21 protein-coding genes and 1 tRNA gene are annotated in these 20,273 nt (G+C 64.1%); 12 read left to right on the forward strand and 10 right to left on the reverse strand.

Annotation, left to right across the window (positions count from 1 at the left end; all coding sequences use genetic code 11):
- Positions 1 to 280: 280 nt before the first annotated feature.
- The 8 genes from FXB38_RS01755 to FXB38_RS01790 form a co-directional block, all read right to left on the reverse strand.
- Positions 281 to 553, reverse strand: coding sequence for a BQ00720 family protein (locus FXB38_RS01755; RefSeq protein WP_148749062.1), 273 nt, complete (start codon positions 551 to 553; stop codon positions 281 to 283).
- Between the two features lie 51 nt (positions 554 to 604).
- Entirely contained in the window at positions 605 to 1,030 is a 426-nt protein-coding gene (locus FXB38_RS01760; RefSeq protein WP_011083554.1) for an Hsp20 family protein, read from the reverse strand.
- A gap of 242 nt (positions 1,031 to 1,272) precedes the next feature.
- Positions 1,273 to 2,358: a sn-glycerol-3-phosphate import ATP-binding protein UgpC gene (locus FXB38_RS01765; protein WP_148749063.1), complete on the reverse strand. Its 1,086-nt coding sequence runs from the start codon at positions 2,356 to 2,358 to the stop codon at positions 1,273 to 1,275.
- Between the two features lie 6 nt (positions 2,359 to 2,364).
- Positions 2,365 to 3,213 carry a sn-glycerol-3-phosphate ABC transporter permease UgpE gene (ugpE, locus tag FXB38_RS01770; protein ID WP_148749064.1) on the reverse strand — a complete coding sequence of 283 codons (849 nt, stop codon included), beginning with the start codon at positions 3,211 to 3,213 and terminating at the stop codon, positions 2,365 to 2,367.
- Entirely contained in the window at positions 3,213 to 4,094 is an 882-nt protein-coding gene (ugpA, locus tag FXB38_RS01775) for a sn-glycerol-3-phosphate ABC transporter permease UgpA (RefSeq protein ID WP_148749065.1), read from the reverse strand. The genes ugpE and ugpA overlap by 1 nt, the downstream gene beginning before the upstream one ends.
- 55 nt (positions 4,095 to 4,149) lie before the next feature.
- Positions 4,150 to 5,466 carry a sn-glycerol-3-phosphate ABC transporter substrate-binding protein UgpB gene (ugpB, locus tag FXB38_RS01780; protein WP_148749066.1) on the reverse strand — a complete coding sequence of 439 codons (1,317 nt, stop codon included), beginning with the start codon at positions 5,464 to 5,466 and terminating at the stop codon, positions 4,150 to 4,152.
- A gap of 220 nt (positions 5,467 to 5,686) precedes the next feature.
- Complete coding sequence (locus FXB38_RS01785; RefSeq protein WP_148749067.1) at positions 5,687 to 6,889, reverse strand: CaiB/BaiF CoA transferase family protein; 1,203 nt, start codon at positions 6,887 to 6,889, stop codon at positions 5,687 to 5,689.
- A gap of 174 nt (positions 6,890 to 7,063) precedes the next feature.
- Positions 7,064 to 7,489 carry an organic hydroperoxide resistance protein gene (locus FXB38_RS01790; RefSeq protein WP_148749068.1) on the reverse strand — a complete coding sequence of 142 codons (426 nt, stop codon included), beginning with the start codon at positions 7,487 to 7,489 and terminating at the stop codon, positions 7,064 to 7,066.
- Between the two features lie 157 nt (positions 7,490 to 7,646).
- Here FXB38_RS01790 and FXB38_RS01795 point away from each other — a divergent pair, with 157 nt between their 5' ends.
- Entirely contained in the window at positions 7,647 to 8,105 is a 459-nt protein-coding gene (locus tag FXB38_RS01795) for a MarR family winged helix-turn-helix transcriptional regulator (RefSeq protein ID WP_187434605.1), read from the forward strand.
- Positions 8,106 to 8,179: 74 nt separating this feature from the next.
- Here the strand turns inward: FXB38_RS01795 and FXB38_RS01800 are convergent.
- Positions 8,180 to 8,255, reverse strand: a tRNA-Ala gene (locus FXB38_RS01800).
- A 91-nt stretch (positions 8,256 to 8,346) separates the two neighbouring features.
- Positions 8,347 to 8,757 carry a TIGR02300 family protein gene (locus FXB38_RS01805; protein ID WP_148749070.1) on the reverse strand — a complete coding sequence of 137 codons (411 nt, stop codon included), beginning with the start codon at positions 8,755 to 8,757 and terminating at the stop codon, positions 8,347 to 8,349.
- Between the two features lie 111 nt (positions 8,758 to 8,868).
- On the opposite strand from FXB38_RS01805, the gene aroA reads away from it, so the two are divergent.
- From aroA to FXB38_RS01860, 11 genes are all read left to right on the forward strand, one after another.
- Positions 8,869 to 10,254: a 3-phosphoshikimate 1-carboxyvinyltransferase gene (gene aroA / locus FXB38_RS01810; RefSeq protein WP_430640153.1), complete on the forward strand. Its 1,386-nt coding sequence runs from the start codon at positions 8,869 to 8,871 to the stop codon at positions 10,252 to 10,254.
- Positions 10,251 to 10,889: a (d)CMP kinase gene (gene cmk, locus FXB38_RS01815; RefSeq protein WP_148749072.1), complete on the forward strand. Its 639-nt coding sequence runs from the start codon at positions 10,251 to 10,253 to the stop codon at positions 10,887 to 10,889. The genes aroA and cmk overlap by 4 nt, the downstream gene beginning before the upstream one ends.
- A gap of 264 nt (positions 10,890 to 11,153) precedes the next feature.
- The gene (gene rpsA / locus FXB38_RS01820; RefSeq protein WP_148749073.1) at positions 11,154 to 12,860 is read left to right on the forward strand and encodes a 30S ribosomal protein S1; all 1,707 of its coding nucleotides are present in this window, start codon (positions 11,154 to 11,156) and stop codon (positions 12,858 to 12,860) included.
- Positions 12,861 to 13,045: 185 nt separating this feature from the next.
- Positions 13,046 to 14,026, forward strand: coding sequence for a signal peptide peptidase SppA (gene sppA, locus FXB38_RS01825; protein ID WP_148749074.1), 981 nt, complete (start codon positions 13,046 to 13,048; stop codon positions 14,024 to 14,026).
- Positions 14,027 to 14,207: 181 nt separating this feature from the next.
- Positions 14,208 to 14,513: an integration host factor subunit beta gene (locus tag FXB38_RS01830; protein ID WP_007598410.1), complete on the forward strand. Its 306-nt coding sequence runs from the start codon at positions 14,208 to 14,210 to the stop codon at positions 14,511 to 14,513.
- Positions 14,514 to 14,584: 71 nt separating this feature from the next.
- Positions 14,585 to 14,977: a lipopolysaccharide assembly protein LapA domain-containing protein gene (locus FXB38_RS01835; RefSeq protein ID WP_148749075.1), complete on the forward strand. Its 393-nt coding sequence runs from the start codon at positions 14,585 to 14,587 to the stop codon at positions 14,975 to 14,977.
- A 65-nt stretch (positions 14,978 to 15,042) separates the two neighbouring features.
- A complete protein-coding gene (locus tag FXB38_RS01840) occupies positions 15,043 to 15,702 on the forward strand; it encodes a phosphoribosylanthranilate isomerase (RefSeq protein WP_148749076.1) in 660 nt (219 codons plus the stop codon).
- Positions 15,699 to 16,916, forward strand: a complete 1,218-nt coding sequence (trpB, locus tag FXB38_RS01845) for a tryptophan synthase subunit beta (RefSeq protein ID WP_148749077.1) — start codon at positions 15,699 to 15,701, stop codon at positions 16,914 to 16,916. The genes FXB38_RS01840 and trpB overlap by 4 nt, the downstream gene beginning before the upstream one ends.
- The gene (trpA, locus tag FXB38_RS01850; protein ID WP_148749078.1) at positions 16,913 to 17,749 is read left to right on the forward strand and encodes a tryptophan synthase subunit alpha; all 837 of its coding nucleotides are present in this window, start codon (positions 16,913 to 16,915) and stop codon (positions 17,747 to 17,749) included. The genes trpB and trpA overlap by 4 nt, the downstream gene beginning before the upstream one ends.
- Positions 17,750 to 17,859: 110 nt before the next feature.
- The gene (gene accD / locus FXB38_RS01855) at positions 17,860 to 18,801 is read left to right on the forward strand and encodes an acetyl-CoA carboxylase, carboxyltransferase subunit beta (RefSeq protein ID WP_148749079.1); all 942 of its coding nucleotides are present in this window, start codon (positions 17,860 to 17,862) and stop codon (positions 18,799 to 18,801) included.
- A complete protein-coding gene (locus FXB38_RS01860) occupies positions 18,798 to 20,141 on the forward strand; it encodes a bifunctional folylpolyglutamate synthase/dihydrofolate synthase (RefSeq protein WP_148749080.1) in 1,344 nt (447 codons plus the stop codon). Before accD ends, FXB38_RS01860 begins: the two co-directional genes overlap by 4 nt.
- The last annotated feature ends 132 nt before the right edge of the window (positions 20,142 to 20,273 follow it).

The raw sequence follows: 20,273 nt of genomic DNA on the forward strand, positions 1-20,273 counted from the left end.
ACCAATCCATCCGCTGGACAGGCGGGGGTGTCTCCGCGTTGGGAGTGTTTGAGGGCTGCGGAGAGTATCCCCGCGAGGAGGGAGCCCCCACCCGGCGCTTCGCGCCGACCTCCCCCGCAAGCGGGAGAGGTTGAGGGAGCCCGCGGCTCGATCGAGCGAATCTAGAACGGACCTCGTGCTTTACCAAGTGTGCAAAATGAAAACTGTGCAAAATGAAAGCGGGCACGCCTTCGTGCGAAGGCATGCCCGCTCAAAACTCTATTCGTGCGACGTGCGTGCGTCAGTGCACGCTCACCGCTTGCAGCTCGTTGCTCCAGGCATTGGCGACTGCGGCTTCGCGGCTGTCGGTCAGCATGATCGGCGTGCCGTCGGCGGCGTGGAGCGCGAACAGCTTGAGGCCGGGCGCAATCTTCGGGGCCTCGGGAAACAGGCCGGGCACGTCCTCGGAGCGGATCTGCTTCACATAGGCGATGTGGCCTTCGCCGAGGCTTGCCAGCGTCTCCGGAGAGACCGTCTTGGCTTCGTATTCGAACGCAACATGACCTTCACTCATGGTCTCGACTCCTTCACAGAAACTAAGCGGTCGAGTCCGCTACTCGTTCCATTATTCGTGCTCATTGATAGCGATTGTCTTAACGATCCTCTCCGGTTCTGGCCGGGCAAGATCAATCGACAACAACCCGTTCTTCAGATCCGCACCCAGCACCAGCATCCCCTCCGCCAGCACAAAGGTGCGCTGGAAGTGGCGCGCGGCGATGCCGCGATGGATGTATTGCCGGGTCTTGTCGTCCTGCTGTCGTCCGCGGATCACGAGCTGGTTTTCCTCAATGGTTACATCGAGTTGGTCGCGGGTAAATCCGGCGACCGCCAGCGTGATGCGCAACCGCTCGGGCTGGCCGTCCGACCGGTCGCACCTCTCGATATTGTAGGGAGGATAACCGTCGGCGCCTTTGACGACGCGATCGAGCACGCGCTCAATCTCGTCGAAGCCCAGAAGGAACGGACTGGATAACGTGGGAACACGAGACATAGTTTACAAAGTCCTCTCGAAGCGACTTTGGCATTTCAGGGCCCGGAAGCGGCGCCCCTTGGTCAGCAATATGGGCATATCCCCGTGTGGGTTCAAGGACGTAGCAGGGGCTGTGGATTCACTGCTTCCGCCGTCGCCCCGCCGTGACGAATTTGCGGGCGATTTATCCCAATGAAAACAGGCCCCGTTCTACTGTGCATGGGGTTGTTTTGGGTCTTTAGTCGGCCGTTCTGTCGGACCCGTCAGGCCTCGATCCGCGTCCGCCCGTCGCCGCTGAACAAATGCAGCTTTTGGCGCACTGCCGCGACGCGGATTTTCTCACCGATCGCCGGGGCCTCGGTCCCGGGAATGCGGACGATGACTTCGCCCGGCGGCAGCTCACCCGGAGTGGCGGCGACGCGCTGCTCGTCCTGGGCGCGCGAGCCGTAAATAAAAGTTTCGGCGCCGACGCGCTCGATCGCTTCGATCGTCAGCGGTAATGCGACGCCGCCGGCCGGGGTCTGGTCGGTGATGACAAAATCTTCCGGACGGATGCCGAGGATGCCTGCCTCGCCCGCGCTGCCGCCAAGCTGCGACTTGATCTCCTCGGTGCGCATCGACATCAGATTCATCGGCGGCGCGCCGATGAAGGAGGCGACGAAGGTCGTGGCCGGCTTCTCGTAGATCGCGAGGGGATTGCCGATCTGCTCGACCTGGCCGCCATTCATCACGACGAGGATGTCGGCGAGCGTCATCGCCTCGAGCTGGTCATGGGTGACGTAGACCGACGTCGTCTTGAGGCGGCGCTGCAATTTGCGGATCTCGACGCGCATCGCGATGCGTAGCTTGGCGTCGAGGTTCGACAGCGGCTCGTCGAACAGAAACACTTTTGGCTGGCGCACGATGGCGCGGCCCATGGCGACGCGCTGGCGCTGACCGCCGGAGAGCTGGCGCGGCTTGCGCTCCAGCATCGCCGAGAGCTCGAGCACGCGCGCGGCTTCCTCGACGCGGGTCTTGATCTCGGCTTCCTTCATGCCGCGATTGCGCAGGCCGTAAGCCATGTTGTTGAACACGCTCATATGCGGATAGAGCGCGTAGTTCTGGAACACCATCGCGATGTCGCGATCGGCGGGCTCGACCTGGTTGACGACGCGGCCGCCGATGTCGATCTCGCCGCCGGTGACGGTCTCGAGCCCCGCGACCATGCGAAGCAGCGTGGACTTGCCGCAGCCGGAGGGGCCGACCAGCACGCAGAACTGGCCGTCGCCGACATCGACGTTGACGCCCTTGATGGCCTCGAAGCCGCCGGGATAGGTCTTGCGGACGTTGCGCAGGGTGACGTTGGCCATGACTCTCTACTTCTCCGTCTCGACCAGGCCGCGCACGAACAGTTTCTGCATGGCGACGACGACGAACACCGGCGGCAGCATGGCCAGCACGGCGGTCGCCATCACGATCGGCCATTCGGTCAGCGCATCGTTGGTGGTCATCATCTTGCGAATGCCGATCTGGATGGTCTGCATGTCGTCGCGGGTGGTGATCAGCAGCGGCCAGAGATATTGATTCCAGCCGAGGATGAAGAGGATCACGAACAGCGCGGCCATGTTGGTGCGCGACAGCGGCAACAGCGTATCCCAGAAGAAGCGCAAGGGGCCGGCGCCGTCGATGCGCGAGGCCTCCAGCAATTCATCCGGCACGGTCATGAAGAACTGGCGGAACAGCAGCGTTGCCGTGGCCGACGCGATCAGCGGCAGCGCGAGGCCGGCGTAGCTGTCGAGCATGTGCAGGTCGGCGACGATCTTGTAGGTCGGATAGATGCGGACCTCGACCGGCAGCATCAGCGTGATGAAGATGATCCAGAAGATCGGCATCCGAAAGGGAAAACGGAAATAGACGATCGCATAGGCGGAGATGATCGAGATCGCGATCTTGCCGATCGCGATCGCCAACGCCATCACCAGCGAGTTCAGCATCATGTTGCCGACGGGCTCGCGGGTCGAGCCGCTCGTGCCGACGAAGATGGTCTGGTAGTAGACCTCGAAGAAATGTCCGCCGGGCAACAGCGACATCTGCCCGTTGGCGATCAGCGCGTTGTCCTGGGTCGAGGCGACGAAGGCGACGTAGACCGGGAAGGCGACGATCGCGATCCCGATCCAGAGGATGATGTGGGCGATGTAGCGTCGAAAGCCCTCTTGCTCGACCATCAGTAGGTCACCTTGCGTTCGACGAAGCGGAACTGGATTCCGGTCAGCACGATGACCATGACCATCAGGATCACCGACTGCGCCGCGGAGCTGCCGAGGTTTCCGCCGATCAGGCCGTCGTTGTAGACCTTGTAGACCAGGGTCTCCGTCGACTTGCCGGGACCGCCGCGGGTCATGGTGTCGATGATGCCGAAGGTGTCGAAGAAGGCGTAGACGATGTTGACGACCAGCAGGAAGAAGATGGTCGGGGACAGCAGCGGGAAGGTCACGGTCCAGAACCGGCGCATCGGGCGCGCGCCGTCGATCGCGGCGGCCTCGAGCACGCTCTTCGGAATGCTCGCGAGACCTGCGAGGAAGAACAGGAAATTATAGGAGATCTGCTTCCACGCGGCGGCAAGGATGACCAGTGTCGCGGCCTGATTGCCGTCGAGCAGCGGATTCCATTCGATGCCGGCGGCGCGCAGATAGCGCGAGAGCACGCCGAGCGAGGGATGCAGCATGAAGACCCAGAGCACGCCGACCACGGGCGGCGCCACGGCATAGGGCCAGATCAGCAGCGTGCGGTAGACAGCGCCGCCGCGCATCGGCTTGTCCGCCATCACCGCGAGCAGCAGCGCCACGGAGAGCGAGGACGCCGCGATCGCAAACGAGAAGAAGAAGGTTCGGACGATCGTCTCGAAATAGGCGGGATCGCTCAACAGCTCGACATAATTCTCGAACCACACGAAGCTCGTCGAGAGGCCGAAAGCGTCCTGCAGCAGGAAGGACTGAATGACGGCCTGCACGGCCGGCCAGTAGAAGAAAATCAGAACGATCGCGAGTTGCGGCGCAACCAGCGCGTAGGGCAGCAGCTTTGATTGGAAAATGGCTTGCTTTTGCATGATGGGGGTGGCGCCGGCGGGCCGCTCGTCGAGCGGTTCCGCCGGCGCCTTCGCCTTATTTTACGGCGGTCTTCTCGAACTGACGCAGCATCGTGTTGCCGCGCTCGACGGAGGCATCGAGCGCCTGCTTGGCGGTCTTCTTGCCGGCCAGTGCCTGCTCGATCTCTTCGGCCCAGACGTCACGGAGCTGAACCATGTTGCCAAGGCGCAGGCCGCGCGAGTTCTCGGTCGGCTCCTTGTTGGTCAGCTCGAGCAGCGGGGTCTCGAGATAGGGCTGATCCTTGTAGAAGCCCTCGGCCTTGGCCTTTTCGTAGGCCGCCTTGGTGATCGGCAGATAGCCCGAAGCCTTGTGGATGTAGACCTGACGATCGGTGTCCGAGAGGAAGGTCAGGAATTTGGCGATGCCCTTGTATTCGTCGGCCGACTTGCCGCCCATGACCCAGAGCGAAGCGCCGCCGATGATCGAGTTCTGCGGTGCGCCCTTGACGTCAGGATAATACGGCATCGGCGCAGCGGTGAAGTTGAACTTGGCCTGCGCCTTGACGTTGCCGAAGAAGGCCGACGAGGTCAGGTAGATCGCGCACTCACCCGAGGTGAAGCGGCCTTCGCCCTGGTTGGTGCGGCCGGCGTAGTCGTAGGTCTTGTCCTTCTGCAGCTCGACCAGCTTCTCGAGATGCTTCTCCTGCAGCGGCGCATTGAACTCGAGCTTGGTGTCGAAGCCGTCGAGGCCGTTCGCCTTGCTGGCAAGCGGCACGTTGTGCCAGGCGGAGAGCTGCTCGAGATTGACCCAGGTGACCCAGGAGTTGGAGAAGCCGCAGGTCGGATGGCCGTTGTCGTGCAGCTTCTTGGCGACCTCGAACACTTCGGGCCAGGTCTTCGGGATCTCTGCGTTGACCTTCTTCAGCTCGTCGAGGTTGACCCACATGACGGTCGACGACGAGTTGAAGGGGAAGGACAGCATCTCGCCCTTCGAGGTCGAATAGTAGCCGGTGATCGCGGACAGATAATTCTTCGGATCGAACTTCTCGCCGGCATCGGTCATCAGCTTGTAGACGGGCTTCACGGCGCCGGTCGCGGCCATCATGGTCGCGGTGCCGACTTCGAACACCTGCATGATGTGCGGGGCGTTGCCGGCGCGGAACGCGGCGATGCCGGCGTTCATGGTGTCGGGATAGCTGCCCTTGTAGGTCGGGATGACCTTGTAGTCGCTCTGCGACGCATTGAAGTCGTTGGCGAGCTTGACGATGACGTCGTTATTCGCGCCTGTCATCGCGTGCCACCACTGGATTTCAGTCACGGCCAGCGCCGGCGAAGCCGTCATGCCAACCGCAAATGCAACAGCGGCAGCCGCCCCAAAATATCGAAGAGCCATCAAGTACCTCCCTTGGCCGTCAAAAAGAAGCGCTTGCGCTAGCAGCGCCACATGACGTTCACATGACTGTGTAAGCGGCCGAAACGAAAGCAGCAAGCGCTGCCAAAAGGGAAGCCATCAAATAGGCGAAGACGCGCGCTCGGGCAGCCTCCTCCGTCCGCAGTGTACATGCGTGCCCGTGCCGCACTGCGGCATTTGCTTGGGTGACGAGGCGAGGGCCCTAGCGCTTGCGCTCGGGCCCGCAGACTACGCCGCTCTCGACCATCGCGTCGATCTCCGCCTTTGAGTAGCCGAACTCGCCTAGCACCTCCTGGGAGTGCTGGCTGAATTTCGGCGGCAGGCGGCGCAGGCTCGGCTTGTTGCGATCGAGTCGGATCGGCGAGGCCACGCCCTTGTACCAGTCCTTCTCGATGACATCGCCGCGCGCGATCGTGTGCGGGTTGGTCAATGCCTGGTCGATCTTCTGCACCGGGCCCGCGGGCAGGCCCGCGGCCAGCAGGCGATTGCACAGCGGCTCGGCCTCGTGCTGGCTGAACACCGCGGCAAGCTCTACGCGCAGCGCGTCGCGGTTGGCGATGCGGTCCTTGTTGCGGGCAAAGCGCGGATCGGTGCCGAGCTCGGGCTTACCGATCTCCTTGGCGAGCTTGCGGAAGGTGCCGTCATTGCCGACGCCGATGAAGATGTCGTCGGTCCTGGTCGGGAAGATCGCGTAGGGCACGAGGTTCGGATGCTCGTTGCCGGTGAGGCCGGGCGGCCTGCCATGCATGAAATAATTCGCGGTGTGCGGATGCATGATGGCGAGGCCGGTCTCGTACAGCGTCGTCTCCAGGAACTGGCCCTTGCCGGAGCGCTGCCGCTCGGACAGCGCCATCAGGATGCCGATCGCTGCGTAAAGACCGGTGGTGATGTCGACCAGCGGCACGCCGATCCGCATCGGCCCGCTCTCCGGCGAGCCGGTCGCCGCGATCATGCCGGTCATGGCCTGGATGATGGCGTCATAGCCGGGATTGCCGCCGCGCGGCCCGTCGGCGCCGAAGCCGCAGATCCGGCAATGCACCAGGCGCGGGAATTTCTGGCTGAGCACGTCGTTGCCGATGCCCCATTTCTCCAGCGTGCCCGGCTTGAAATTCTCGATCAGCACGTCGGCCGTCTCCAGCATCTTGAGCAGCACGACACGGCCGCCTTCGGAGGCGAGGTCGAGGCCGATGGAGCGCTTGTTGCGGTTGATGCCGACGAAATAGGCCGCGTCTTCCTCGTGGAAGGGAGGGCCCCAGTCGCGCACCTCGTCGCCTGCCGGCGGCTCGACCTTGATCACGTCGGCGCCATGGTCGGCGAGGATCTGGGTGCAGTAGGGACCGCCGAGCACGCGCGTGAGATCGACGACGCGCAGTCCGCTCATTGCGCCCAAAACGGCTTCAGTCATGCCTTCGCTTCCCCTGTGTCGACGTCTGATCACAGGCCTAGCGAGGTTCGTCCAGGCCAGCAATGGCTTGCCGCGTGGGGGCGTATGCGTCGCCGCGCAATCCCGCGGCGCGGCAGATCTGGCGGAAGCGGCCGGCCCAAGGGGGATCTCGGGCCAGCCAAATCCACCGTCAGATCAGACGACCGTCAGGCGGACGTCGACATTGCCGCGCGTCGCGTTGGAGTACGGGCACACCTGATGTGCCTTCTCGACCAGCGCCTCGGCGTCGGCGCGGGATAGCCCCGGCAGCGAGACGGCCAGATCGATGTCGAGGCCGAAGCCGCCTTCCGAGCGCGGGCCGATGCCGACGGTCGAGGTGACGGAGGCGTCGGCGGGAACCTTCGGGCCGCCCTGCGACGACACGAACTTCATCGCGCCGATGAAGCAGGCGGCATAGCCGGCCGCAAACAGCTGCTCGGGATTGTTGCCGGCGCCGCCGCCGCCGCCGAGCTCCTTCGGTGTGGTGAGCTTGACGTCGAGTGCGCCGTCGAGGGTCGCGGCGTGGCCGTCACGGCCGCCGGTGGCTTTTGCGCTGGTCTTGTAGAGGACGTTCACGGACATTTTCGTCTCCTCAGGGGTCTTCGGGTTGGGGTGGGGCCTGTATCGCAAACAATTAGATTGTGCGCAATTGAAATTTGCATGCCTCACATTTAATTGTTCGCAATTGAATGTCGGCCCGCCCGGTCCCACAATGCGGGTCAATCACGTGAGATTCTCTATGGCCCGGAAATTATCGACCCTGGATCCGCAACGCCTCGACAACCAGATCTGCTTCGCCGTCTATTCAGCCGCGCATGCCTTCAACCGCGTCTACAAGCCGCTTCTCGACCGGCTCGGCCTGACCTATCCGCAATATCTGGTGATGCTGGTGCTGTGGGAACGCGACGACGTGCCACTGAAGGATATCGGCGAAAAGCTGTTTCTGGATTCGGGCACGCTAACGCCGCTGCTCAAGCGACTCGAAGCCGCGCACCTCGTCAAGCGCACGCGCTCCAGCGAGGATGAGCGTCAGGTCCTGATCGCGCTGACGCCGCAGGGGCACGCCCTGAAGGACAAGGCGCGCAGCGTGCCGCAGTCGATCCTGGCCGCGTCGGACTGCTCGGTGCCGGAGCTGGTCGCAATGAAGGACGAGATCGTCGCGCTGCGCGATCGGCTGAATGCGGTGATTGGGGAGTAGGTCGCTAAAGCCCGGCCTCGCTACGAGGGACTTCCCGGGCTTGCCCAGCCGAAGCTCGCGAAGCGAGCGAAGGCTGGTGGAGCCAGGCGGGATCGAACCGCCGACCTCTTGCATGCCATGCAAGCGCTCTCCCAGCTGAGCTATGGCCCCTTAAGTCCTGGGACGATCCTGGTGGATCACTCCCGACCGGCGAGCCTGGTGACTCGCGCGGTGCACCCTTTTTCACAGATCAGGGCTGATCTCAAGTCTCTTCATCGCCTCCGACATCACCAATGATGTCGGTCACGTCCTCATCGCCTTCTTCTTCGTCGGCAATGAAGGTCGAATCATCGTCATCGTCGTCGTCGATGGTCTCGTCGACCTCGATATCGTCCTCGGATTCGGGGACGACGGCCTTGACCTTGCCGGTGTTCTCCTCGGCATCGGCCTCCTCGAGGGAGACCTCTTCGACCTCGGCCGGCTCCGGCGTGGTGTCCGCCGCTGCTGCAGCGTGGCGGGCTTCGGCGCCGCGCGGTACACGCGCCGGCGCCACGGGCGCGATCGGGACCACTTCGCCGGTATAGGGCGAGATCACCGGAGTCTTGTTGAGGTCGTAGAACTTCTTGCCCGTAGTCGGGCAAATACGTTTGGTTCCGAGTTCGGACTTGGCCACGGCAGAGGAATCCTGGGATGTCTGAAAAGCGGTGTTTCACTTGGCTAGTTGGCGGCCCGCTGTCAATAGCGCATTACGAGAGAAAGACATGCTCGTGACGGCGGAGGGACCATGTGGTACCTGCCCGCAGCCTCTTCGGACGCATTCGAGGACACAATCTTGACCCATTCCGACAAGCCGACGCCGCTCAAGTCGCGCGCAAGCGGTCCCCTGACCGGAAAAGTACGGGTGCCCGGGGACAAGTCGATCTCCCACCGCGCCCTCATCCTGGGCGCGCTGGCTGTCGGCGAGACCCGGATTTCAGGCCTTTTGGAGGGCGAGGACGTCCTCAACACCGCCAAATCCATGCAGGCGCTCGGCGCCAAGGTCGAGCGCACCGGCGATTTCGCCTGGAAGGTGCAGGGCGTCGGCGTCGGAGGCTTTGCCCAGCCCAAGGCCGCGCTGGATTTCGGCAACTCCGGCACCGGCTGCCGGCTGGTCATGGGCGCCGTCGCCGGTTGCCCGATCTCGGCGGTGTTCGACGGCGATGCCTCGCTGCGCAGCCGCCCGATGCGCCGGATCCTCGATCCGCTGGAAAAAATGGGCGCCAGGGTCGCTTCTACCGCTGAGGGTGGCCGCCTGCCGCTGACCGTCCAGGGCGCGCGTGATCCGCTGCCGATCACCTACAAGACTCCGGTCGCCTCGGCCCAGATCAAGTCGGCGGTGCTGCTGGCGGGCTTGTCTGCGCCGGGCACCACCACCGTGATCGAGAGCGAGGCCAGCCGCGATCACACCGAGCTGATGCTGAAGCATTTTGGCGCGGATATCACCTCGGTCTTCGAGGGCGCTCACGGCCGCCGCATCACGCTGGTCGGCCAGCCCGAGCTGCATGGCGCCACCGTCATCGTGCCCGCCGATCCGTCCTCGGCGGCGTTTCCGGTCGTCGCGGCGCTGATCGTCGAAGGCTCCGATGTCGTTCTTTCGGACGTGATGACCAATCCGCTTCGGACTGGCCTTTTTACGACGCTGCGTGAAATGGGCGCTTCCATCGAGGAAAGCAAAGCGCGCGGTGACGCCGGTGAGCCGATGGCGCAGTTGCGTGTGCGCGCGTCAAAACTGCGCGGCGTCGAGGTGCCGCCGGAACGCGCGCCCTCGATGATCGATGAATATCTGGTGCTGGCGGTCGCGGCTTCGTTCGCCGAAGGCACGACCATCATGCGTGGCCTGCAGGAGCTGCGCGTCAAGGAATCCGATCGACTCGAGGCCACCGCGGACATGCTCCGCGTCAACGGCGTGAAAGTCACGGTCTCCGGCGACGATCTGATCGTCGAGGGCCGCGGCCACGTCCCCGGCGGCGGCACGGTCGCCACGCATATGGACCACCGTATCGCGATGTCGGCGCTGGTGATGGGCTGCGCGTCCGATCAGCCGGTGACGGTCGACGACACCGCTTTCATCGCCACCAGTTTTCCGGACTTCATTCCGATGATGCGGTCGCTAGGGGCCGAGTTTTCATGATCATCGCCATTGATGGACCCGCGGCCTCGGGCAAGGGCACGCTCGGCAAGCGCCTCGCCCATCATTACGGCTATCGTCACCTCGATACCGGCGTGATCTATCGTGCGGTCGCCTACGCCCTGATGCAGTCCGGCCATGATCTCCGGGACGAGGCGGCTGCAGTGCAGGCCGCGCTGGAACTCGATCCCGAAAAGTTCGGCAATCCCGCCCTCAAGACCCAGGCGGCCGGCGAAGGCGCCTCCATCGTTTCGGCGATCCCCAGGGTTCGCGAGGTCCTGCTCAATTTCCAGCGGCAATTCGCCGCCGGTCCGCCCGGCGCGGTGCTGGATGGCCGGGACATTGGAACCGTGATCTGCCCCGATGCCGACGTGAAGATTTTCGTCGTGGCTGATCCAAAAGTCCGCGCCCGCCGCCGCACCATGGAGGCGAGGGCGCGGGGCGAGGAGGCGGACGAGGCTGCGGTGCTCGCCGACATCATCCAGCGCGACGAACGGGACAAGAACAGGTCAATTGCGCCTTTGAAACCGGCCGCGGATGCTTACTTGCTAGATAACTCCCAACTGGATATAGAAGGCGGCGTCCGGGCCGCCATCGACATTATCGAGGCCGTCCGAGCGGGCCGGTCGCGGGGTTAAGCCGCAGCCGTCATTGGAGGAAGCGCCCGCTCCCGCTCTTTGAGGTCGATACTCTCGGTCCCTGTTTGGGGCCGACGTGATCCAGGCTCCGGACAAAAGATTCCACGTATCGCACGTGCGGGCCCAGCCGGCCCGCTTCCGCTGTTCCGGCTTCAGGCCGGAGCAGCGAGCGGTCGCCCGAAGGTTTTGTGGACCTTCCGACACTGCACGTCCGATACGCCCAAAAACCCAACGGCCGGCAAGACATCCGCAACTGGAGAACAAATGGCTTCGATTTCCGCTGATACCTATAGCCCCTCGCGTGACGATTTCGCCGCGATGCTCGACGAGTCCTTTGCAGGTGGCAACCTGCAGGAGAGCTCCGTCGTCAAGGGCAAGGTGGTTGCAATTGAAAAGGACATGGCCGTCATCGACGTCGGCCTGAAGACCGAAGGCCGCGTTGCGCTGCGCGAATTTTCCGGCCCCGGCCGTGACAGCGAGATCAAGGTTGGCGACGAGGTGGAAGTGTTCCTCGATCGCATCGAGAACGCCCTCGGCGAGGCCGTGCTGTCGCGCGACAAGGCGCGCCGCGAGGAGAGCTGGGGCAAGCTAGAGAAGGCGTTCCAGAACAACGAGAAGGTCACGGGCGTCATCTTCAACCAGGTCAAGGGCGGCTTCACCGTCGACCTCGACGGTGCCGTTGCCTTCCTGCCGCGCTCGCAGGTCGACATCCGTCCGATCCGTGACGTTGCGCCGCTGATGAACAACGCGCAGCCGTTCCAGATCCTCAAGATGGACCGCCGTCGCGGCAACATCGTCGTCTCCCGCCGCACGGTTCTGGAAGAGACCCGCGCCGAGCAGCGTCAGGAGCTGGTGCAGAATCTCGAAGAGGGTCAGGTCATCGACGGCGTGGTCAAGAACATCACCGATTACGGTGCGTTCGTTGACCTCGGCGGCATCGACGGCCTGCTGCACGTCACCGACATCGCGTGGCGCCGCGTCAACCACCCGACCGAGGTGCTCTCGATCGGCCAGACCGTGAAGGTCAAGATCATCAAGATCAACCACGAGACGCACCGCATCTCGCTGGGCATGAAGCAGCTGCTGGACGATCCGTGGCAGGGCATCGAAGCCAAGTACCCGCTGGGTGCCCGCTTCACCGGCCGTGTCACCAACATCACCGACTACGGTGCGTTCGTCGAGCTCGAGCCGGGCATCGAAGGCCTGATCCACGTATCCGAGATGTCGTGGACCAAGAAGAACATGCACCCCGGCAAGATCGTGTCGACCTCGCAGGAAGTCGACGTGCAGGTGCTGGAAGTCGATTCCGTCAAGCGCCGCATCTCGCTCGGCCTCAAGCAGACCATGCGCAACCCCTGGGAGGTCTTCGTCGAAGGTCACCCGACCGGTTCGACCGTCGAGGGCGAGGTCAAGAACAAGACCGAGTTCGGCCTGTTCCTGGGTCTCGAAGGCGACGTCGACGGGATGGTCCATCTCTCCGACCTCGACTGGAAGCTTCCGGGCGAGCAGGTGATCGACAACTACAAGAAGGGCGACGTGGTGAAAGCCGTGGTGCTCGATGTGGACGTCGAGAAGGAGCGCATCTCGCTCGGCATCAAGCAGCTCGAAGGCGACCCCTTCGCCGAGCCGGGCGATGTCAAGAAGGGCGCGGTCGTGACCTGCGAAGTGCTCGAAGTGAAAGAGAGCGGTATCGAGGTGAAGATCGCCGGTACCGACTTCACCACCTTCGTCAAGCGCTCGGAGCTCGCGCGTGACCGCAACGACCAGCGCGCCGAACGCTTTGCCGTCGGCGAGAAGGTCGATGCCCGCGTGATCCAGTTCGACAAGAAGGCCCGCAAGGTCCAGGTGTCGATCAAGGCGCTCGAAGTCGCCGAAGAAAAGGAAGCCATCGCGCAGTACGGCTCCTCGGATTCGGGTGCGACGCTCGGCGACATCCTGGGCACCGCGCTCAAGAACCGCGACAGCAAGTAAGCGAAACGCTTCTTTTCGCTGACATCAAAGCCCCGGCGCGAGCCGGGGCTTTTTTGCTGCGGCTCCGTTCGGGCGACGCGGGGCCTTGTTTTCTTCAAATTGCGCCGCAATTGATGTATCCAGACAAGCCATTGGTCACGTTGTGACGGCACAACGCCAGCGGCCTTTCATTTGGAGATATTCCGATGTCGCTCGATTCGGACATCATCGTCGATCGCCGCAGGATCCGCCGCAAGCTGACGTTCTGGCGCGTGATGGCCGCGCTGATCGCGATCGCTGCGATCGCGGGCTTTGCATTGATCGCAACACCCGGCGCGCGCGGCACCTTCGCTACCGCCGGCTCGATCGCGCGTGTGCAGATCGATGGCCTGATCCGCAGCGATTCCGACCGCACCCAGGCGCTGGAGCGGCTGGAGAGTTCGCAGGCCGCCGCCGTCATCGTTCACGTCAACTCGCCGGGCGGCACCACCGCCGGCTCCGAGCAGCTGTATGACTCGCTCACCCGGCTGAAGGCGAAGAAACCGCTGGTCGTCGTGGTCGAGGGTCTCGCCGCCTCCGGCGGCTACATCACCGCCATTGCCAGCGATCACATCATCGCCCAGCAGAGCTCGCTGGTCGGCTCGATCGGCGTGCTGTTCCAGTTTCCCAACGTCTCGGACCTCCTGAAGACCATCGGTGTCAAGGTCGAGGAAGTGAAGTCCACGCCGCTGAAGGCCGCGCCCAACGGTTTTGAGCCGACCAGCCCGGAGGCCCGGGCCGCGCTGGATGCGCTGGTGAAGGATTCCTATGCCTGGTTCAAGGATCTGGTGAAGCAGCGCCGTGGCATGGATGACACGCAGCTCGAAAAAGTCGTCGATGGCCGCGTCTTCACCGGACGCCAGGCGATCGATCTCAAGCTGATCGATCAGCTCGGCGACGAGAAAACCGCCGTGACCTGGCTCGAGGAGCAGAAGGGCGTCAAGAAGGGTCTCAGCGTGCGCGATTACAAGCTCGAGCCACGCTTTGGCGACCTGACGTTCCTCAAGACGGCAGCCGCGGTGACGCTGGAAGCGCTTGGATTCGGCTCGATTGCACACCAAATCGCGCAAACCGGCGTCGTGCAGGCGGTCGATCGCGTCGGGTTGGATGGAATGCTGGCCCTGTGGCAGCCGGCTGCGTCGAATTGACCGGAAAGGCGGGAACAACGCGAGCTCAAGAGCTTTTTCCCGTCTCGCGGGTAGCTGCGCAGCCCGCTTTTTCGGCATTTGTCACGCATTTTCACGACGCTCAAGCTTCATTTAGCGTCTTGACAGATCAAGGCATTTTCACGGAAATGGTCATCCGCACGCTCCCGGGTCCTATCTCTCGATGATCAAATCCGAACTTGTTCAGCGTATCGCCGAGCACAACCCGCATCTGTACCAGCGGGATGTCGAGAACATTGTGAATGCGATTCTCGAGGAGATCGTAGCGGCACTCGCGCGCGGCGACCGCGTCGAGCTGCGCGGCTTCGGCGCTTTCTCGGTGAAGCACCGCCCTGCGCGCGCCGGCCGCAATCCACGTACCGGCGCCCATGTCCCCGTCGATCAGAAGAGCGTTCCGTTCTTCAAGACCGGCAAGGAAATGCGCGAGCGGTTGAACCGCGATCATCCGGATCCCGGCGCGCCGGATTAAGTCTGTCGTCCGGGCTTAACCGAACGGCCGCATGATGCGGCAGCAAGCTTGATTCAAGACGAGCGCTCGCGATGCGAAAGTTCCTGACCGCGCTGATCGTGATTCCGCTGGCCCTCATCCTGTTGACCTTTGCGGTCGCCAACCGGCATTTCGTCACCGTCTCGTTCGATCCCTTTATGGCGGCCGATCCGGCCCTGTCGGTCACGCTGCCTCTGTTCCTGCTGCTGATCCTGGTCGCTGCTTTGGGCGTGATCGCCGGCGGCTGCGCGGTCTGGTTCGGCCAACGGCACTGGCGGCGCGCCGCACGCCGGCATGAGGCGGATGCACGGGCCGCCCGGGGCGAGCTGGCCGATCTGCGGGCCCAGACGGCCCCGGCCAAGCCCGAGTCCCGGCACCTCCCGGTGCCATCAGGGGTAGGCCTTTACGGGGCCATCGGGCGAGACAAGCAGCGCGCGACGTTGTAGAAGCGGCCCGGACTGAAAAACCCGTTTTCCGGCCGCCGCTTGCGGCCTCCACCCGCTTTGAGATCATGTCCCTGCTCGTCAAAATCTGCGGCCTGTCCACACGCGAGACGCTCGAAACGGCGCTCGACGCGGGCGCGGACATGGTGGGGTTCGTGTTCTTCCCGCCGTCGCCGCGGCATGTCTCGCTGGAGACGGGACGCGACCTCGGCCGCCAGGTGAAGGGGCGTGCGCTCAAGGTCGCGCTCACCGTCGATGCCGACGACGCCACGTTCGACAACATCGTGGATGCGCTGTCGCCCGACATATTGCAGCTCCACGGCCAAGAGAGCGCCGCGCGGCTGCGCGACATCAAGCAGAAGTTCGGCCGCCCGGTGATGAAAGCGGTGCCGGTCGCAACATCAGCCGATCTCGCCGTGCTGCCCGGCTATGCCGCGGTCGCCGACCGCATCCTGTTCGACGCGCGCGCGCCAAAGGATGCGACGCGCCCCGGCGGCCTGGGCGCAGCCTTCGATTGGCACCTGCTGGAACATCTCGATCTCAAATTGCCTTACATGGTCTCGGGCGGGCTTGACGCCGACAACGTCGCCGAAGCCCTCCGCGTCACCGGCGCCGGTGGCGCCGACGTGTCCTCGGGTGTCGAGAGCGCGCCTGGCGTCAAGGACCCCGAGCTGATCAAGGCCTTCATTCGCGCCGCGCGCGCCACGCAAGAGTTGAGCGTCCGATGAACATCGCCAAGCCAAATTCCTACCGCAGCGGCCCCGACGAGCGCGGCCATTTCGGCATTTTCGGCGGACGCTTCGTCGCCGAAACCTTGATGCCGCTGATCCTCGATCTGGAGAAGGCCTACACCGCGGCCAAGGCCGATCCGGCCTTCCAGGCCGAGATGAACGGCTATCTCAAGAACTATGTCGGCCGGCCCTCGCCACTTTATTTCGCCGAGCGCCTCACCGAGCATCTCGGCGGCGCCAAGATTTACCTCAAGCGCGAAGAGCTCAACCACACCGGTTCGCACAAGGTGAACAACGTGCTCGGCCAGATCATGCTGGCGCGGCGCATGGGCAAGAAGCGCATCATCGCCGAGACCGGCGCCGGCCAGCACGGTGTCGCCACGGCGACGCTGTGTGCGCGCTTTGGGCTCGAATGCGTGGTCTATATGGGCGCCGTCGATGTCGAACGGCAGCAGCCCAACGTCATCCGCATGGAGATGCTGGGCGCAACGGTGCATCCGGTGCGGTCGGGCACCCGCACGCTCAAGGACGCCATGAACGAGGCGCTGCGCGACTGGGTCACCAACGTGCACAACACCTTCTACTGCATCGGCACCGTCGCGGGTCCGCATCCCTATCCGACGCTGGTGCGCGACTTCCAGTCCATCATCGGCAACGAGACCAAGGTGCAGATGCAGGAGGTCGAAGGCCGGCTGCCGGACTCTCTTGTCGCCTGCATCGGCGGCGGCTCGAACGCGATGGGGCTGTTCCATCCGTTCCTCGACGATTCCACCGTGGAGATTTTTGGCGTCGAAGCCGCGGGCCACGGGCTCACGCAATTGCATGCCGCTTCGATTGCGGGCGGCCGTCCCGGCGTGCTGCACGGCAACCGCACTTATCTCCTGATGGACGCGGACGGCCAGATCCAGGACGCGCATTCGATCTCGGCCGGCCTCGACTATCCCGGCATCGGCCCGGAGCATTCCTGGCTGCACGAGATCGGCCGCGTCAATTATCTCTCCGCGACCGATGACGAGGCGCTCGCCGCGTTCCAGCTGCTCTCGAAGCTCGAAGGCATCATCCCGGCGCTCGAGCCCGCGCACGCCATCGCCAAGGTGATGGAGCTCGCGCCGAAACGGCCAAGAGATCACCTGATGGTCGTCAATCTCTCCGGCCGCGGCGACAAGGACGTCCCGCAGGTCGGCGACATCCTGAAGGGCAAGACCAAGTGACCACGCGTATCGACACCCGTTTCGCCGAGCTGAAAAAAGCCGGCCGCTCGGCCTTCGTCACTTTCGTGATGGCCGGCGATCCCGATCCGGCTACGTCGCTCGAGATCATCAAGGCGTTGCCGAAGTCTGGCGCCGACGTGATCGAGCTCGGCATGCCCTTCACCGATCCGATGGCCGATGGCCCGTCGATCCAGGCCGCGGGCTTGCGCGCGCTCAAGGTCGGCATGACGCTGAGGAAGACGCTCGATCTGGTGCGTGACTTCCGCAGGGACGACAATGCAACGCCGATCGTGCTGATGGGCTATTACAATCCGATCTACATCTACGGCGTCGACAAGTTCCTGGTCGATGCGAAGGCCGCCGGCATCGATGGGCTGATCATCGTCGATTTGCCGCCGGAAGAGGATGACGAGCTCTGCCTGCCCGCGATGAAGGCCGGCCTCAACTTCATTCGCCTGGCGACGCCGACGACCGACGACAAGCGCCTGCCGGCCGTGCTCGCCAACACCTCGGGCTTTGTCTACTACGTCGCCATCACCGGCATCACCGGTGCGGCTGCGGCGGACGCGACCGCCGTGAGCGGAGCGGTTGCCCGCATCAAGCGCCACACCAAATTGCCGGTCTGCGTCGGCTTCGGCATCCGCACGCCGGAGAACGCCCAGGCTATTGCCTCGCATGCCAACGGGGCCGTGGTCGGCACCGCGCTGATCGATGCGCTCAAGAACAGCCTCGATGCCGGGGGCCGCGCAACCGCCAAAACCGTTAACGCCGTGGCTGAGCTGACCGCGGCGCTGGCCCAGGGCGTCAAGGGCGCGAAACAAGCGGCCGAATAGGCCATAATTCCGCTGCCAAAGCGGACGACACGGCGGCTTGCCGGGCAAAGGCCCGGCCGCCATATAGTCCTTCAGGCGATCCCCTGCGGGTTCGCACATCGGAGCAAACCATGAACTGGCTTACCAATGTGGTCCGGCCGAAGATTCGCAACATGCTGCGGCGGGAGACGCCGGAGAATCTGTGGATCAAGTGCCCGGATTCCGGACAGCTCGTGTTCTACAAGGACGTCGAGGCCAACCAGTTCGTCATTCCCGGCTCGAACTACCACATGCGCATGGGCGCGGTGGCGCGTCTGAAATCGATCTTCGACAACGAGACCTGGTTCGACGTGGCTCTGCCCGATGTCACGCCCGATCCGCTTAGGTTTCGCGACGAGAAGAAGTACGTCGATCGCATCAAGGACGCGCGCGCGCGCACCAATCTGAACGACGCGGTCAAGGTCGGCTACGGCAAGCTCGAAGGCGCCGGTGTCGTCATCGCCGTGCAGGATTTCGATTTCATGGGTGGATCGCTCGGCATGGCCGCAGGTGAAGCCCTCGTGCGCGGGCTCGAACTCGCGGTCGAGAAGAAGTCGCCCTTCATCGTGTTCGCAGCAAGTGGCGGCGCGCGCATGCAGGAAGGCATCTTGTCGCTGATGCAGATGCCGCGCACCACGGTCGGCGTGCAAATGCTGCGCGAGGCAAAGCAGCCCTATATCGTCGTGCTGACCAACCCGACCACCGGCGGCGTCACTGCGTCCTATGCGATGCTCGGCGACGTGCAGATCGCCGAACCCGGCGCGCTGATCGGCTTTGCCGGTGCGCGCGTGATCGAGCAGACCATCCGCGAGAAGCTGCCGGAAGGCTTCCAGCGCGCCGAATATCTGAAAGAGCACGGCATGGTCGACATGGTCGTGCATCGCCACGAGCTGCGTCCAACTTTGGCGCGGCTCTGCCGCCTGTTGACCAGGGCGCCGGCGCAGGAGAGCGCGTCGAAATCGGTGCAGCCTGTCGTCAGCCCGGCACAGATCGTCATGTCCCCGGAAGCGGCGCCGGCTGCGCCCCACGCGTGAACGCGTCCTCTGACAGCGCAAAGCCGTCGCTTGATGCATTGATCGGGCGGCTGTCGGCCCTGCATCAGAAGCGCATCGATCTCGGGCTCGAGCGGATGCACCGTCTGCTTGAGCGGCTCGGCCATCCCGAACGCAAGCTGCCGCCCGTGATCCACGTTGCCGGCACCAACGGCAAGGGCTCGACGGTGGCCTATCTGCGCGCGACGCTGGAGGCGGCTGGCCTGCGGGTCCACGCCTACACCTCGCCCTATCTGGTCCGCATCAACGAATGTTTCCGCCTCGGCCGCATCGGCAGTGGCGTGCTGGTCTCTGACGACGAGTTGCGCGCCGCGCTGGAAGAGGTTGAGCGCGTCAATGCCGGTGAGCCCGCGACTGTGTTCGAGCTCAAGACCGCGGCCGCCTTCCTTTTGTTTGCGCAAAATCCCGCCGATGCGGTGCTGCTCGAGGTCGGTCTCGGCGGCCGGCTCGATTCGACCAATGTTGTCGATGCGCCCGCGGCCTGCGTGATCACGCCCGTTAGCATGGATCACATGGAATTTCTCGGGGACACCCTGGCGTCGATCGCCGGCGAGAAGGCGGCGATCATCAAGCGTGGCGTGCCCGTGATTTGCGCCGAGCAGCCGCCCGAGGCGATGGCGGTGATCGAGGCGCAGGCCAAGCGCATGCGCGCGCCGCTGTTTGCTGCGAACGAAACCTGGCACGTCAATGTCGAGCATGGGCGTCTGGTTTATTCCGACGAGCGCGGCCTGATGGATCTCGCCGCGCCGCGCCTGTTCGGCCGCCACCAGTTCGACAATGCCGGCCTCGCCATCGCAACGCTGCGTGCGATCCACACTTTCAAGGTCAACCAGGCGGCGTACGAGGCCGGCATCCTCGGCGCGGAATGGCCGGCGCGGATGCAGCGTCTCAGCTCGGGCGAACTGCTCTCCTCGGGTCCGCAGGGCTGTGAGATCTGGCTCGACGGCGGACACAATGCCGAAGGCGGCCGCGTCGCAGCCGCCGCGCTCGGCGACCTCGAGGAGCGGGTGTCGCGGCCGCTAGTTGTGATTGCGGGCATGATGGCCAACAAGGACGCGAAGGCGTTTCTCGCCAATTTCGCCGGCCTCACCCGTCACATCATCGCGGTGCCGATTCCGGACACCGAGAACGCGATGCCGGTCGACCGCCTCGCGGATGCCGTGCGCAGCCTCAGCATGCGCGTCGAGATCGCGCCCAGCATCGAGGCCGCGTTGCGCGGCGTGTCGAAGCTTGCCTACGAAGTGCCGCCGCGCATCCTCATCACCGGCTCGCTCTATCTCGCCGGCCACGTGCTCGGCCTCAACGGCACGCCTCCTGCATAAGCGCTCGTGTCCCGGACGCGATGAGCGTGCAACGCTGCTTCGCAGAGCCGGGACCCAGAATGCCGCCACATGGGCCCCAGCTCTGCAGCGCACCGCTGAAGAAGCGCTGCGCTGCGTCCGGGGCAAGAGAGA

The organism is Bradyrhizobium cytisi (assembly GCF_008123515.1).
Classification (GTDB): domain Bacteria; phylum Pseudomonadota; class Alphaproteobacteria; order Rhizobiales; family Xanthobacteraceae; genus Bradyrhizobium; species Bradyrhizobium cytisi.